This window comes from Pseudomonas rosaeacicularis (assembly GCF_057128745.1).
In genome coordinates, this window is the sequence record NZ_JBSKHT010000009.1 from 36,649 (window position 1) to 50,581 (window position 13,933).

Annotated in this window: 17 protein-coding genes; all 17 read right to left on the reverse strand. The window is 58.2% G+C overall.

Annotation, left to right across the window (positions count from 1 at the left end; genetic code table 11):
* Positions 1-74: 74 nt before the first annotated feature.
* Positions 75-1,085: an aspartate-semialdehyde dehydrogenase gene (locus tag ACWKWM_RS12975; protein WP_483846524.1), complete on the reverse strand. Its 1,011-nt coding sequence runs from the start codon at positions 1,083-1,085 to the stop codon at positions 75-77.
* A gap of 125 nt (positions 1,086-1,210) precedes the next feature.
* Positions 1,211-1,774 (reverse strand): DUF1285 domain-containing protein, encoded by a 564-nt coding sequence (locus ACWKWM_RS12980; RefSeq protein WP_483846525.1) that lies wholly within the window; start codon positions 1,772-1,774, stop codon positions 1,211-1,213.
* A gap of 9 nt (positions 1,775-1,783) precedes the next feature.
* Positions 1,784-2,389 (reverse strand): DUF4823 domain-containing protein, encoded by a 606-nt coding sequence (locus ACWKWM_RS12985; RefSeq protein WP_483846526.1) that lies wholly within the window; start codon positions 2,387-2,389, stop codon positions 1,784-1,786.
* 70 nt (positions 2,390-2,459) lie between these two features.
* Complete coding sequence (locus tag ACWKWM_RS12990; protein WP_483846527.1) at positions 2,460-3,122, reverse strand: TetR/AcrR family transcriptional regulator; 663 nt, start codon at positions 3,120-3,122, stop codon at positions 2,460-2,462.
* Between the two features lie 484 nt (positions 3,123-3,606).
* Positions 3,607-4,392: a TatD family hydrolase gene (locus tag ACWKWM_RS12995; protein WP_483846528.1), complete on the reverse strand. Its 786-nt coding sequence runs from the start codon at positions 4,390-4,392 to the stop codon at positions 3,607-3,609.
* Between the two features lie 14 nt (positions 4,393-4,406).
* A complete protein-coding gene (locus ACWKWM_RS13000; RefSeq protein ID WP_268797228.1) occupies positions 4,407-4,763 on the reverse strand; it encodes a PilZ domain-containing protein in 357 nt (118 codons plus the stop codon).
* A gap of 50 nt (positions 4,764-4,813) precedes the next feature.
* On the reverse strand, positions 4,814-5,800 hold the full coding sequence (locus tag ACWKWM_RS13005) for a DNA polymerase III subunit delta' (protein WP_483846529.1): 987 nt from the start codon (positions 5,798-5,800) through the stop codon (positions 4,814-4,816).
* Positions 5,793-6,437 (reverse strand): dTMP kinase, encoded by a 645-nt coding sequence (tmk, locus tag ACWKWM_RS13010; protein ID WP_483846530.1) that lies wholly within the window; start codon positions 6,435-6,437, stop codon positions 5,793-5,795. Before tmk ends, ACWKWM_RS13005 begins: the two co-directional genes overlap by 8 nt.
* A 19-nt stretch (positions 6,438-6,456) precedes the next feature.
* On the reverse strand, positions 6,457-7,677 hold the full coding sequence (mltG, locus tag ACWKWM_RS13015) for an endolytic transglycosylase MltG (RefSeq protein WP_483846531.1): 1,221 nt from the start codon (positions 7,675-7,677) through the stop codon (positions 6,457-6,459).
* 3 nt (positions 7,678-7,680) lie between these two features.
* Positions 7,681-8,499, reverse strand: coding sequence for an aminodeoxychorismate lyase (gene pabC / locus ACWKWM_RS13020; protein WP_483846532.1), 819 nt, complete (start codon positions 8,497-8,499; stop codon positions 7,681-7,683).
* Positions 8,496-9,740 (reverse strand): beta-ketoacyl-ACP synthase II, encoded by a 1,245-nt coding sequence (fabF, locus tag ACWKWM_RS13025; protein WP_483846533.1) that lies wholly within the window; start codon positions 9,738-9,740, stop codon positions 8,496-8,498. The genes pabC and fabF overlap by 4 nt, the downstream gene beginning before the upstream one ends.
* Before the next feature lie 112 nt (positions 9,741-9,852).
* Positions 9,853-10,089 carry an acyl carrier protein gene (gene acpP / locus ACWKWM_RS13030; RefSeq protein ID WP_314579172.1) on the reverse strand — a complete coding sequence of 79 codons (237 nt, stop codon included), beginning with the start codon at positions 10,087-10,089 and terminating at the stop codon, positions 9,853-9,855.
* A gap of 185 nt (positions 10,090-10,274) precedes the next feature.
* A complete protein-coding gene (gene fabG / locus ACWKWM_RS13035; protein WP_483846534.1) occupies positions 10,275-11,015 on the reverse strand; it encodes a 3-oxoacyl-ACP reductase FabG in 741 nt (246 codons plus the stop codon).
* Positions 11,016-11,030: 15 nt separating this feature from the next.
* Positions 11,031-11,969, reverse strand: coding sequence for an ACP S-malonyltransferase (fabD, locus tag ACWKWM_RS13040; protein WP_483846535.1), 939 nt, complete (start codon positions 11,967-11,969; stop codon positions 11,031-11,033).
* Between the two features lie 153 nt (positions 11,970-12,122).
* Positions 12,123-13,130, reverse strand: a complete 1,008-nt coding sequence (gene plsX / locus ACWKWM_RS13045; RefSeq protein ID WP_483846536.1) for a phosphate acyltransferase PlsX — start codon at positions 13,128-13,130, stop codon at positions 12,123-12,125.
* Between the two features lie 4 nt (positions 13,131-13,134).
* Positions 13,135-13,317 carry a 50S ribosomal protein L32 gene (gene rpmF, locus ACWKWM_RS13050; RefSeq protein ID WP_002552688.1) on the reverse strand — a complete coding sequence of 61 codons (183 nt, stop codon included), beginning with the start codon at positions 13,315-13,317 and terminating at the stop codon, positions 13,135-13,137.
* A gap of 13 nt (positions 13,318-13,330) precedes the next feature.
* Entirely contained in the window at positions 13,331-13,858 is a 528-nt protein-coding gene (locus tag ACWKWM_RS13055) for a YceD family protein (RefSeq protein WP_483846537.1), read from the reverse strand.
* Positions 13,859-13,933: the final 75 nt, after the last annotated feature.

The window sequence follows — 13,933 nt, forward strand, 5'->3', positions numbered from 1 at the left end:
AAAGCCTGCTAGGGCGTAGGGCGTGTCATCACGCCGCAGCTAGAATGATTCTTCGAATTGTCGGCAAGTATCTTTTACACAACGTCTTTTATCAACAATTGCGCGACCTGCACAGCGTTCAGCGCCGCGCCCTTGCGCACGTTATCAGACGTGACCCAGAAATTAAGTTCAGACGCATCATCGATCCCTTGGCGTAAACGTCCTACATAGACCGCGTCCTGACCCACGGCATCCCCAACCGCCGTCGGGTAATCTCCGGCATCGACCAACTCAATACCGTCTGCGGCGTCGAGTAGCGCGCTGACCGCAGCAACGTCCACCGGGCCTGCGGTTTGCAATGACACGCTGAAGCTATCGCCGAAAAACACCGGCACCTGAATGCACGTCGCCGAAACCTTGAGTAAAGGCAGCGCAAGCAACTCGCGCAACTCGGCGACCAAACGTTTTTCCAGCGCAGCATGGCCATCTGCGTCCGGCGTGCCGACTTGAGCAAGCACATTGAACGCCATCTGCCGGTCAAAAACCTTTGGCTCCAACGGGCGGATGTTCAGCAGCTCAGTAGTTTGTCGCGCCAGTTCGGTCACACCTTCACGCCCCTGACTCGACACGGCCAGACACGCCGTCACGCTCACTCGCTGCACATCCAGCAAAGCCCGCAACGGCGCGATGACCAGTGCAAGGGCCGCAGCGCTAGGGCTTGGGCAAGCGACTTGGTATGGCTTGGCCAGGCTTGCCAGCAACGCGGCGTTGATTTCGGGAATGATATTGGGCGCCTGCTCGACCGACAGGCCCGCTGACAAATCGATCACCGAGCAGCCAGCAGCCGTAGCACGGGCCGAGTAGCTGCGGGTGATGGCGGGACCTGCAGCGAAAAACACCAGTTGTACTTTGCCGAAATCGAACTCGTCGACCTCACGCACGCGGACGTTCTTGCCGCGAAATGGCACTGAGTGGCCCGCAGATTCAGCGCTGGCGAGCAAATTCAGCGCTCCTACCGGGAACTCGAGTTCTTCTAGAATCTGGACGATGGTTTCGCCGACAGTACCGGTGGCGCCGACAACGGCGATATCAAAGGACTGACTCATGCAAAAACCTCAGGAAAATCGGGGAGCGGCACTTTAACCGCCGAGTACCCGCCAGGCAATTTAACTGTCGACGCAACGAGCTTGCACATCGCGGGGCTTGGTCTGGATTGCCTCAGGATCGCACCTCAGGGTTCCAGACCGATTTTGAAAAACTCGCCGCCACTCCAGACGCCGAGCCAGCGCTGGCCATCGATGTCGCGCGTGACCGCCAGCTCCACTAATTGATAGAAGACGTTGCGATGCACCAGCGCTTCCAGATTGGCGCGCACATGAAGATAAGGCGAGGGCTCTTGCGTATCAGGGTCGATGCTCACGCGTAGCGCGTGCTCGGCGCCGGCTTCAACGACGTCATCGACATTGGTGGTGAAGCGCAGCAGTTGCGATTCACCCTCGCCCTGCACTTCCAGTAACACCGCCACAAAGGGCGCGTCATCGACCGTGATGCCGACTTTCTCCACCGGGGTGATCAAAAAGTACGTGTCGCCGTCGCGGCGGATGATGGTCGAAAACAGCCGCACCATGGGTTTGCGGCCAATCGGCGTACCCAGGTAGTACCAAGTTCCGTCACGGGCAATACGCATGTCGATATCGCCACAAAAATCCGGATTCCACAAATGCACCGGCGGTAAGCCTTTGCCAGAACTGGGGATCTGCGCCAATAAATCATTGGCTTTGCCCGGGCCACTCATAGTTGCTCCTTAGCGACGCTCTACACCGATCAGGCTACGAGCGTAGTCTTCCATCGGCGGACCAAGCAAATCTTCGGGCTTGGTGTCGTACAGCGTGAGCAATCCGCCGCGACTGCGAATGCGCGCCGAATCGATCAAGTAGCGGGTGTTGGTTTCGATCAGCATCAACTGAATGACACCGCTGTCGATGCCCAGTCGATCCAGCGATTCCTGGTCGGACCATTCATCGAAGTTGCCAATGCGGTCGTCAGCTTTCGCAAATCGGGTGTACAGCAAATAGTGAGCGCCGGCGCTGCGGGCTTCGTTCATTGCTTCATCGAGACCTTCAGGCGCCTTGGCTCTGCGGACCATCGGAAAGTACTCGACGAAGCCCTTGAAGGCTTCTTCAGCGACTACGTTGGGTCGGGGATAAGCGCCGCCTGGCGGTACGAAAGCGCCTTGGGCGATATAGATGAAAGAGTCGGGCTGCAGCCGCCAATTACTGATACGGCGGGTGGAACTGTGGTCCAGAAGCCCCGCATCGCTCAATTCGTCGCGGGCGCCTTGCGCCAAATCACTGACGTGCATGCACCCACTCAAAGCCAACAGCGCCATTACTAACAGCAGGCTACGCATTAATCTCTCCAAAGGCCGGCGACGGAAAACCGGCGAATGGTCGTCTAATGCAGCTTTTGCGCCACTTCAGTCAGGTGTCGGAGATTTGCGGCTTAGGGTCGTGAGCAGGCTCGATATCACGCTTACGCTTGTTGCCCATGCGCACACCGATATCCATCAGGAACTGGAAAAACCCTTCCTGATCTTCGAGCACATTGCTCCAGAAAGGAGAGTGATACAGCGCAACGGCGCCATGCACCAAAGCCCAGGCGGCGCAGTAGTGGAAATACGGCGGCACATCCTCAAGCTTGCCTTCGCAGATACGTCCCTTGATCAGCAGCGTGAGGTGCTCGAAGTTGGAGGCGCGGATCTTGTGTAGCTCCTCGACCATCTCAGGAACTTGATTGCCCTTAACTACTTTTTCTTCCAGACGATCGAACAACCGGTAGCGCTGCGGATCGCGCATACGGAACTCGAAGTAGGCGCGGGACAACGCCTCCTTGTCTTTGTCGACGTCGGCGGAATGCAGCAGCTCGTTCAAATCACGCTCGTAGTCGAGCATCAGACGCAGATAGATCTCTGCCTTGGATTTGAAATGCTTGTAGATAGTCCCTTTGCCGATACCAACTGCATCAGCGATCATCTCGACAGTGACACTGTCTTCGCCCTGTTCAAGAAACAGCTTGAGCGCGGTGTCGAGAATTTCCTGCTCACGGCGCCGAAATTCACGAACTTTACGAGGTTCTTTCTGCATAGGAAGAGGCTGCGGGTTCAAAATCGAAGCCGCACATTATGCCTATGTTGTGCCAAATTGCACGGATCATCCGACCATGTTCACGTTACTTCGCGAATACGCCCGCTCTCAAAGGTGCCGAAGCCAGTCAGGCATACCCTTCATCTGTAGCACCAATGCGCGGAAGACCAGAGATTGGCATATTCGGCACATTTGCTCAGCCTTTTGTAGAAGTTCGAGGATGTTACACAGGGAATCGCTGCTACCGCTGCGCATTGGGCTATGAGCACAGCTTCAGGTATTCCAAAACTGTTTAAAAAATGTACAAACGGCGCTGGACGATGGCTGAATCTGACCAATACTTAAAGTCGCTGACGCGGCATCTCCCCCAAATGGCGCGCCAGTAAAGACACCAACGGACAGCGTGTCTTTGTTTTACTCCTAATGGTCTTAACCCGGATTCACCCCCCAGAACCCGGGTTTTTTTTGCCTGCGATTTGAGGCCTCAGGCAGTGACGTGTGCCAGCGGAAACAGACGTCGAAAGTTCTCGGTGGTTTGCTCCGAGAAGCGCTCGTAAGTTTCGCCTCGCAACATAGCCAGGAACTCAGCGACTTCGCGCACGTACTGCGGCAGGTTGGGCTTGCCGCGATAGGGAATGGGCGCGAGATACGGCGAATCGGTTTCGACCAGCAGCCGATCAGCCGGGACCTTGCTGGCTACATCGCGCAGTGCTTCGGCGTTGCGGAAGGTGACGATCCCAGACAGCGAAATATAGAAGCCTAAATCCAGCGCGGCCTTGGCCATCTCCCAGTCTTCGGTGAAGCAGTGCAACACGCCGCCCTGGGGCAATGCCGCTTCGCGCAACAGAGTCAGGGTGTCGGCACGGGCCCCTCGGGTATGTACGATCACCGGTTTCCCGGTGATGTTGGCAGCTTGCAGGTGCAGCCGAAACGACGCCTGCTGCAACTCGGCGGCTTCGGGTTCGTAGTGGTAATCCAGGCCGGTTTCGCCTATCGCCACTACGCGCGGATGATCCAGTTCATCAAGCAACCAGGCCAGCGCAGGCGCTTCACCGGGCTTGAGGTCCAACGGATGGATGCCCACCGAACAATCCACATCATCGTAGCGCTCGGCCAGCGCCTTCACCGCACCGGCGTTTTCGGCACTGACGCCGATGCACAGGAAATGCCCGACCCCCCTGCCCCGCGCGGCATCAAGAGCAGCGTCAAGGGAGCCTGCGTGTTCGGTGAGGTCAAGACGATCGAGGTGGCAATGGGAATCTACGAGCATGGGGACGGAGCAACTTACATCGTGTGGGTAGGACGGTCGGACTTGAGGGCGCCGGCCAGGTAATTTTCAATCATGTTGCGCGCGGTGTTGTCACCGTCGTTGAACTGCACGCCAACGCCTGCGGCGCGGTTGCCCTGAGCCCCTTTTGGAGTGATCCAGGTGACTTTGCCGGCGACCGGGATTTTCTCGGGCTCGTCCATCAGGTTCAGCAACATGAACACCTCATCGCCCAGCTTGTAGCTTTTACTGGTCGGGATGAACAAACCGCCATTCTTGATGAACGGCATATAGGCGGCGTAGAGAACCGACTTGTCCTTGATGGTCAGGGACAGAATGCCGTTACGTGGACCTGGACTCAGTGGCAAACTCATCGTGACTCCCCGGGGGATAATCTGTGTTTTCTTGCGCAACGCCAGCCAGTCTACCCTCGACCGGTCAGCTCTGCCCACTGCACCAATAAGGCTTCGAGCAACAACACTCGGTTCAAGTTCGCCTTGGACACGACTTTCTGTCGCTGGGCGAGCACCCAGTCCTGCATCGACAGCACTTTTCCCTGGGCGGACTTCTGCGCCAGGTACTGAACCACCTTGCGCATATCGGCCAGTCCCAAGCCAGCTTCGTCCTGAGTCAACTGATAGCGCAGGATCAGCTGTGTCCAGTCGCAGAACCAGTCGAACAGCAATAACAAGGGAATGTCTTTCCAGCCTTCGGCCAGTTGCGTCGGCGAGGCCTGCTGTTTGAGCAGCTTCTTCACGCCGTCGACCACCAGCGCGCGCTGCTCGCGGATCCCCTGCCCCTGAAGCCTCACCGCAGCCAAAGGTGAACCGGCGGCCAGGCTCAGTAATTCGACGCGCTCGTCCTCGCTGGAGCCCGGCAGCGCATCGGCCAGCCAAGCCAGGCTCATGGCCTCGCTGGGCAGCGGACAGGCTTGTTGCACACAACGGCTTTTCACGGTTGGCAGCAGACGGCTCGGCTGATGAGTGACCAGCAACAGTACGGTATTGCCAGACGGCTCTTCCAGACTTTTGAGCAAGGCGTTGGCGGCGTTGATGTTCATCGACTCGACGGGCTCGATCAGCACCACCTTGCGACCGCCCATCTGCGCGGTTTGAACCACGAAACTGACCAGATCGCGCACCTGATCGACCTTGATCGCCTTGTCGGCCTCTTCAGGCTCCAGCACGTAATTGTCAGGATGACTTCCGGCGGCCAGCAACAGGCAAGATTTGCACTCACCGCAAGCGTCGAGCCCGATCGGGCGCTGACACAGCAAGCGGTACATCAAACGTTCGGCCAGCGCGCGCTTGCCGATGCCGATCGGACCGTGCAGCAGATAGGCGTGGGCATGCTGTTCGCGCCCGGCCATTTGCTGCCACAAGCTTTCCTGCCAAGGATAGGCCTCAGGCATGTCGGGCTTCCGCGAGCAACTTCAGTAATTCAGGCACCAAGACATCAAGCGACGCCTGAACTTGAGGCAACGACAATGCAGCGTCCACCAAACGGTAGCGCTCGGGAGCGGCTGCGGCGCGATTCAGATAAGTACTGCGCACGGCGTCGAAGAACGCTCGCCCCTCCCGTTCGAAGCGATCCAGCCGACCGCGGGCGGTGGCGCGGGCCAGCCCAATCTCGACCGGCAAGTCGAAGACCAGCGTCAGGTCTGGACGCAAGGCGCCCTGAACAAAATTCTCCAGGGTGGCGATCCGCTCGATGGACAAACCACGGCCGCCGCCCTGATACGCGTAGGTTGCGTCGGTAAATCGGTCGCACAAAACCACTGCGCCACGGGCCAATGCCGGGCGAATGACCTGAGCCAGATGCTGGGCCCGCGCCGCAAATACCAGCAGCAGCTCGGTGTCAGCGTCCATGGCTTCGTCGCTGGGCGCCAACAGTAATTCGCGGATGCTTTCGGCCAAAGGCGTGCCGCCGGGCTCGCGTGTCAGCACAACGTCGATACCGTGGCTGCGCAGGCACGCGGCGAGGTATTCGCGGTTGGTGCTCTTGCCCGCGCCTTCGGGACCTTCCAAGGTAATAAACAAGCCAGTCACGGGCGGTCCTTAATCAGATTCATTGCGGTGATTTTCCGCTTTCTTCGCGTTTGTCAGGGCTTTGGTCCGGCGCCACCGACTTATCGGCAGGCTGATCGGGTGTGGAAGATACCGGCTTGCTGCTGTCGTTATCGGACGTGTCGGTCTGCGCAGGGACAACCGGCACAGCTGGCAACGCAGGGTCAGCGACCGGAGCCGGAACAGCAATTGGGGCCGGGCTGGATCGGTAGTCGGCACGACGCTTGAGCTGGTACTCCTTGACCGCTGCATTATGCGCATCCAGATCATTGGAGAACACATGACTGCCGTCGCCACGGGCAACAAAATACAGACTGCTGCCCGCCACCGGATTCATGGCAGCGTGAATCGCCTCGCGGCCGACCATTGAAATCGGCGTCGGCGGCAATCCGGAAATCACGTAGGTGTTGTAAGGCGTTGCTTCCTTGAGGAAGGCTCGCGTCAGTTTGCCGGTGTAGCGCTCACCCAAGCCGTAGATTACGGTCGGATCGGTTTGCAGCAGCATGCCTTGTTGCAGCCGCCGTACGAACACGCCGGCAATCTGCCCTCGCTCCTGTGGCACGCCGGTTTCTTTCTCGACCAGTGACGCCATGATCAACGCTTGGTAAGGATTACTGTATGGAGCCTCTGACGCGCGCTTTTCCCACTCCTCTTTGAGCACTTCATCAAGGCGGTTGTACGCCTGCTTCAACAACTCGACATCGGTCATGCCGCGCACGTAGCGGTAGGTATCGGGAAAGAAACGGCCCTCTGGAAATACGTCCGGGTGGCCTAGCTTGGCCATCAACTCGCTGTCGCTGAGATTGGCCAGAGTCTGCTCAAGCTTCGCCTGCTTACCGAGTGCGGCGCGCACTTGACGGAAATTCCAGCCTTCGACCAGCGTCAAGCTGTACTGCACGACATCGCCCTTCTGCCACAGTGTCAGCAGGGACTTGGCGTCCATCCCCGGCGCCATGCGGTACTCGCCGCTGTGCAGTGATTGTTCCGCGAGATTGAAACGCCAGTAGAGACGCAGCCAGAAGGCATCCTTGATCACGCCTTCTGTTTGCAGACGATTGAGCACGCCCGTTGGCGAGGAGCCCGAAGGGACGTCCAGCAGTTGTTCCTGGGTCAGATTAAGCGGTTGATGCAACGCGGTGTTTTGCTGCCAATACGCCAGCCCTAATAACAAACCCGCCAGAACAACACCCGTCTCCAGCAAGACCAATAATTTTCGGATCACGAATCAGATATCCAGAAGCCTGCGGGCAAGATTTTGCAGTTTACGGGTGAGCGGACCAACCGGCCAGTTCTGCCGCTCGAAAGCGCACACTGGCCAAACACCATAAACACTGTTGCAGACGAACACCTCGTTGGCCTGCGCAAGATCGCTCATCTGCAGATCAGTCACTTCCACGTCAATGCCCGCAGCACTCGCTTGTCCCAGCAACTCCGCGCGCATGACTCCGGCCACCCCGCAGCGACCAAGATCAGCTGTGCGCAACACGGTACCCTCGATCAAAAACAGGTTGCTGTACACCGCCTCGATTATGCGACCGGATGTGTCGCGCATCAGCCCTTCGGCATGCTCAGTGTCCTGCCATTCGCTTCGGGCAATCACCTGTTCAAGGCGGTTGAGGTGCTTGAGGCCGGCCAACAAGGGCTGCTCGGCAAGCCGGGTCTGACAGGGAAATAATCGAATCCCGAGTTCAGCGTGGCCTTCGGGATAGGCGGGCGGCGGGCTGGACTGAAGGATGCGCCGAGGTTGCGCGCCAGGTACTGGAGCGTAACCGCGTTGACCATCGGCGCGAGTGACGATCAGCTTCATAACGCCTTCGCCCATCTGCGTAGCGAAGGCGAGGCATTCGCGCTGGATCAACGGCAGGTTCAGCGCCAGCGCGAGGCGTGAACCGCCAGACTCGAGACGCCCCAGGTGACGCTCCAACAGCACCGGCTGGCCGGACTTCACCAGAATGGTCTCGAACAGGCCGTCCCCGTAGGCCAACCCGCGATCCTTGACGGACAGCGTGTCGGCCGGGACGCCATCGATCCAGCACAAGGTCATTCGGCGAACCGGCGGAACACCAGAGAGCCGTTGGTACCACCAAAGCCGAACGAGTTGGATATCACCACGTCGATCGGCATGTTGCGCGCCTCATGGGGCACGAAGTCCAGATCGCAGCCTTCATCAGGCTCATCGAGGTTAATGGTCGGCGGCGCGACCTGACCGTTGATCGCCAGAATGCTGAAGATCGCTTCCACCGCGCCTGCTGCGCCCAGCAAATGTCCGGTCATGGATTTGGTCGAGCTGACCGCCAATTGTTTAGCGTGCTCGCCGAATACCGACTTGATGGCATTGGCTTCGGCCAGATCGCCGGCCGGGGTCGAGGTGCCGTGGGCGTTGATGTATTGCACCTGGTCGACATTGACCTTGGCATCTCGCAGCGCATTGGTAATGCAGCGAGCAGCGCCCGCGCCATCATCTGGTGGCGAGGTCATGTGGAAGGCGTCGCCACTCATACCAAAGCCGATGAGTTCGGCGTAAATGGTCGCGCCTCGTGCCTTAGCGTGTTCCAGCTCTTCGAGCACCAGCGCACCGGCACCGTCGGCCAGCACGAAACCATCGCGGCCTTTGTCCCAAGGACGGCTGGCACGCGCGGGGTCATCATTACGGGTCGAGAGTGCGCGGGATGCACCGAAGCCGCCCATGCCCAGACCACAGGCCGCCATTTCGGCGCCGCCTGCGATCATCACGTCGGCTTCGTCGTAGGCGATATTGCGCGCAGCCATGCCGATGCAGTGCGTACCGGTGGTACACGCCGTGGCGATGGCGTAGTTAGGTCCCTGTGCACCCAGGTGAATGGACAGAAATCCGGAAATCATGTTGATGATCGAGCCAGGCACGAAGAATGGCGAAATCCGCCGAGGGCCTGACGAATGCAGGATGCGACTGGTGTCTTCGATGTTGGTCAAGCCACCGATGCCTGAACCCATCGCCACGCCAATACGATCACGATTGGCATCGTTGACTTCAAGTCCGGCGTTGCGAACTGCCTGAAATCCCGCCGCTAACCCGTACTGAATAAACAGGTCGAGCTTGCGAGCTTCCTTGAGCGACAGGTATTGCTCGACATCGAAGCCTTTGACAGATCCACCGAAGCGAGTGCTGTAAGCCGAAAGGTCCGTGTGTTCGATAAGGCCAATGCCACTGTGGCCAGCCAGAATGCCTTGCCAGGTACTCGGCACATCGGTGCCCAATGGCGTCAGCATACCCATACCGGTGACCACGACGCGTCTACGCGACACAGGACTCTCCTTTTTTTCTAATGACGACACGCTGCAGCGTTTCTTAAAGAAAAAACCGCACGCCGGGGGGCAGTGCGGTTTTTCCACGACAGCAAGCGACGATTACAAACTGTTATGCCTGGTGGGCAGTAACGTAATCGATAGCAGCTTGAACAGTGGTGATCTTCTCGGCTTCTTCGTCAGGGATTTCAGTCTCGAATTCCTCTTCCAGAGCCATCACCAGCTCAACGGTGTCAAGGGAGTCGGCACCCAGGTCTTCAACGAAGGAAGCACTGTTGGTAACTTCCTCTGCCTTGACGCCAAGTTGTTCAGCAACGATTTTCTTGACGCGCTCTTCGATGGTGCTCATACCGTGTTTTAACTCCTAGTGGACAAATTCAGGCAGCTGGCTGATGGGTAAGTGTATAGAAGAGGTTTTGCGTATTTCAAGCTAAACGCAATTCCCGTTACGCCCATCACCTTCTGCCCGTTAAAAGATTTCAGCTTTATAACGGATTTTAGACAGCCCGTATTACATTTTTTTGAAGCGGCCCATCACATGTACATGCCGCCGTTCACGGGGATTGTAGCCCCGGTAACGTAGCCTGCACCTTCCGAAGCAAGAAAAGCGACCACGTGCGCGATCTCTTCTGCCTGCCCCAGTCGACCCAGAGGAATCTGAGTCGTCAGGGAATCACGTTGTGCCTCAGGCAACTCGCGGGTCATATCGGTATCGATAAACCCTGGAGTTACCGAGTTGACGGTCACTGACCGCGAACCCACTTCACGCGCCAGGGCGCGACTGAAACCTTCGAGCCCCGCTTTCGCGGCGGCATAGTTTACTTGGCCTGCGTTGCCCATGGCACCCACAACCGAACCAATGCTGATAATTCGACCCCAGCGTGCCTTCGTCATGCCGCGCAAAACCCCCTTGGACAGGCGATACAGGCTGTTCAGGTTAGTGTCGATGACATCATGCCATTCGTCATCTTTCATGCGCATCATCAGGTTATCGCGGGTGATACCGGCATTATTGACCAGGATCAATGGCGCACCGACGCGCTCTTGAATCAACGCCAGAGTTGCGCTGACGGACTCGTTGCTGCAGACATCCAGTGCCAGGCCGAAGCCCTCGATCCCGTGCTCCTTGAAGCTGGCGGTGATGCGCTCGGCACCCGCTTCGGACGTGGCGGTACCAACAACGGTCGCACCATTGCGGCCCAATTCAAGCGCAATGGCTTGGCCGATTCCGCGGCTAGCGCCGGTAACCAGCGCAACTTTACCTTGCAGGCTCATGCAAGCGTCTCCTTATCAAGCCAACGCCGCGCGAGTGGCGGCGAAAGCGTCTGGGGTATTGAGGTTGTAGGTTGTCACGCCGTCTGCGCAACGCTTGTTCAGGCCAGCCAGCACTTTGCCTGGCCCGCATTCGACCAGTTGCACGGCGCCGCTGGCGGCCAATGTCTGGATAGACTCGACCCAGCGCACAGGCTTGTAGAGTTGTTGCAGCAAATCGGTCTTGAGCGTGTCCAGATCCGATACCACACTGGCGCTGACGTTTTGCACCAGGGGAATCTGCGGCGCCTGCCAATCGATGGCAGCGACCGATTCGGCAAAACGCTCCGCCGCAGGGCGCATCAGCTCGCAATGCGAAGGCACGCTGACTGGCAACGGCAAGGCCCGCTTGGCGCCTTTGGCCTTGCACAGCTCGATAGCGCGCTCGACTGCCGCTTTTGCCCCGGCAATCACTACCTGTCCAGGCGAATTGAAGTTGACCGCACTGACGACTTCGCCCTGCGCGGCTTCATCGCAAGCGGCAATGACATCAGCGTCATCGAGGCCGAGGATCGCCGCCATGCCGCCCTGCCCCGCAGGCACAGCTTCTTGCATCAACTGCCCGCGACGCTCGACCAACTTCACCGCATCCGCTAAAGACAAGCTGCCGGCGGCTACCAACGCACTGTATTCACCCAGGCTGTGCCCAGCGACAAAAGCGGGCCGCGCACCGCCTTCAGCAAGCCAGACACGCCATAGCGCGATGGACGCGGTGAGGATCGCCGGTTGAGTCCTGTCGGTTTGGTTGAGGAGCGCTTCGGGACCTTCCTGGGTCAGCGCCCAGAGGTCGTAGCCCAAAGCATCGGAGGCTTCTTTGAACGCCTCCAGGACCAATGGATACTGAGCCCCAAGTTCGGCAAGCATGCCGAGGGACTGAGAGCCTTGACCCGGAAAGACGAATGCGAGGGATGCAGACATTAAACAAGCCCCTGGTTATTGTCGTAGACAGAAACGCCCGGCCTTGGCCGTGCGCGAGAAATTCTATGCGAAACAGTTGGTCATTTGGATGACCAGCCAGTCACTGGCGTCACATTTTAGCGCAGGCCACGATAAACGCAGCGCTCGATCCATCTAGAGCAACGTCTCCAGGCGCCCACGAAGCCGCTCCGGCAGGTTTTCCTGAATCTCGATAAGGGCGCGGGATATCGCACTCTGAAAGCCTTGCACGCCTGCCGAGCCGTGACTCTTGATCACGATCCCCTGCAAACCGAGAAAGCTCGCTCCGTTGTGCCGCGCAGGCGCCAGATCTTCCTTGAGCCGATTGAGCAACGGCATGGCCAGCGCCCCGATGACTTTGGCTAACACATTTCGCCTGAACAGGGTTTCAATGCGTTCGCCAATCATGGTCGCCAGGCCTTCGCTGGATTTGAGCAGGATATTGCCGACGAAACCGTCGCAAACCACCACGTCAGCTTCGCCTCGATAAAGACCATCACCTTCGACAAAGCCGATGTAATTAAGCCCTGTCGCGGCCTGCAGCAAACCAGCAGCAAGCTTGACCTGCTGATTGCCCTTGATGTCTTCAGTGCCGACGTTGAGCAGTGCCACTTTTGGATTAACCACCCCAAGCGCCTCGGCGGCCACTGAACCCATGACCGCAAACTGGTAGAGATTTTGCGCGCTGCAATCGACATTGGCGCCCAAGTCCAGCAATTGGCAGTAACCACGCTGGGTAGGAATGGCGGCGACCATGGCAGGACGATCAATGCCTGGCAGGGTCTTGAGTACCAGACGTGACAGCGCCATCAGCGCCCCTGTGTTTCCGGCACTCACGCACGCCTGCGCCTGGCCGCTGGCCACCAACTGCAATGCAATGCGCATCGACGAATCACGCTTGCCACGTAAAGCCATAGCAGGACGATCATCCATGGTGATGACTTCATGCGCATGGGTAACAAGCAGGCGCGATCGATCCACACCGGAATGGCGGGCGATAAGTTCTTCAAGTAAGGGTGCTTGACCGACGAGGGTCAGATGAAGCGAGGGTGTAGCGAGCAGACAGGCGATGCTTGCCTGAACAATGCTGCGGGGACCGAAGTCCCCGCCCATTGCGTCGATCGCGATGACCGGAGCGGACAAGAAATTACTCGTCAGCGCCCTTGTCGATCACTTTACGACCACGGTATACGCCTTCTGGCGATACGTGGTGACGCAGGTGAATTTCACCAGTGGTCTTTTCCACAGACAGGGTGCTTGCCTCAAGAGCGTCGTGCGAACGACGCATGTCACGGGCAGAGCGGGATTTTTTGTTCTGCTGAACAGCCATAATTGATTAACTCCTAAACGTTTGGGTCACGCTTTAACTGCGCCAATACACTGAACGGGTTGGACCGCGTTACCTCGTCCTCGCTCGGCTCGGGCTCATCGAGGCCCGCCGGCTGCTGGCATTCTTTCGGATCATGCAACGGCACAATGGGCAAGGCGAGCAGAAGCTCCTCCTCGATCAGTGCCAGCAGATCCAATGGATCTTCGCCGAGTTCCAGCACGTCATAGCCTTTCGGCAACGACTGGGTGTTTGCACCCTCCTTCACCACGATGTAACTGCATTCACTGTGGATCGGCAGGGTGACCAGCTCAAGACAACGCTGGCAAACCATTTTGACTTCGACGTCGATGGCACTGTGGATAACCACAGTCCGGCGCTCGTCTCGTTCAAAAACGAATTTCGCCTGCACTGTACCGAGATTGTCAGCAAGCGGGTCGCAGAGTCTCTCCAAATCAGCCAGCAGCATTTCTCCCTGAAGAGTAGTGCCACGGTCAGCTAATTTGCGCGGGTCAACGTGAGGTGGAATCGGGTCATTCAACATAGGCGCAGCATTCTAGGGACGAGCCTTGTAAGTGTCAAAGGAAATTCCTGTCTGTTCGTAGCGCGAGCCACTGAT

Bases quoted from the DNA above. Each gene is read 5' to 3' on its own strand.
- ACWKWM_RS12975 (WP_483846524.1), bottom strand. From the start codon at position 1,085: ATGAGTCAGTCCTTTGATATCGCCGTTGTCGGCGCCACCGGTACTGTC.
- ACWKWM_RS12980 (WP_483846525.1), bottom strand. From the start codon at position 1,774: ATGAGTGGCCCGGGCAAAGCCAATGATTTATTGGCGCAGATCCCCAGT.
- ACWKWM_RS12985 (WP_483846526.1), bottom strand. From the start codon at position 2,389: ATGCGTAGCCTGCTGTTAGTAATGGCGCTGTTGGCTTTGAGTGGGTGC.
- ACWKWM_RS12990 (WP_483846527.1), bottom strand. From the start codon at position 3,122: ATGCAGAAAGAACCTCGTAAAGTTCGTGAATTTCGGCGCCGTGAGCAG.
- ACWKWM_RS12995 (WP_483846528.1), bottom strand. From the start codon at position 4,392: ATGCTCGTAGATTCCCATTGCCACCTCGATCGTCTTGACCTCACCGAA.
- ACWKWM_RS13000 (WP_268797228.1), bottom strand. From the start codon at position 4,763: ATGAGTTTGCCACTGAGTCCAGGTCCACGTAACGGCATTCTGTCCCTG.
- ACWKWM_RS13005 (WP_483846529.1), bottom strand. From the start codon at position 5,800: ATGCCTGAGGCCTATCCTTGGCAGGAAAGCTTGTGGCAGCAAATGGCC.
- pabC (WP_483846532.1), bottom strand. From the start codon at position 8,499: ATGACCTTGTGCTGGATCGATGGCGTCCCGGCCGACACGCTGTCCGTC.
- acpP (WP_314579172.1), bottom strand. From the start codon at position 10,089: ATGAGCACCATCGAAGAGCGCGTCAAGAAAATCGTTGCTGAACAACTT.
- fabG (WP_483846534.1), bottom strand. From the start codon at position 11,015: ATGAGCCTGCAAGGTAAAGTTGCGCTGGTTACCGGCGCTAGCCGCGGA.
- fabD (WP_483846535.1), bottom strand. From the start codon at position 11,969: ATGTCTGCATCCCTCGCATTCGTCTTTCCGGGTCAAGGCTCTCAGTCC.
- rpmF (WP_002552688.1), bottom strand. From the start codon at position 13,317: ATGGCTGTTCAGCAGAACAAAAAATCCCGCTCTGCCCGTGACATGCGT.
- ACWKWM_RS13055 (WP_483846537.1), bottom strand. From the start codon at position 13,858: ATGTTGAATGACCCGATTCCACCTCACGTTGACCCGCGCAAATTAGCT.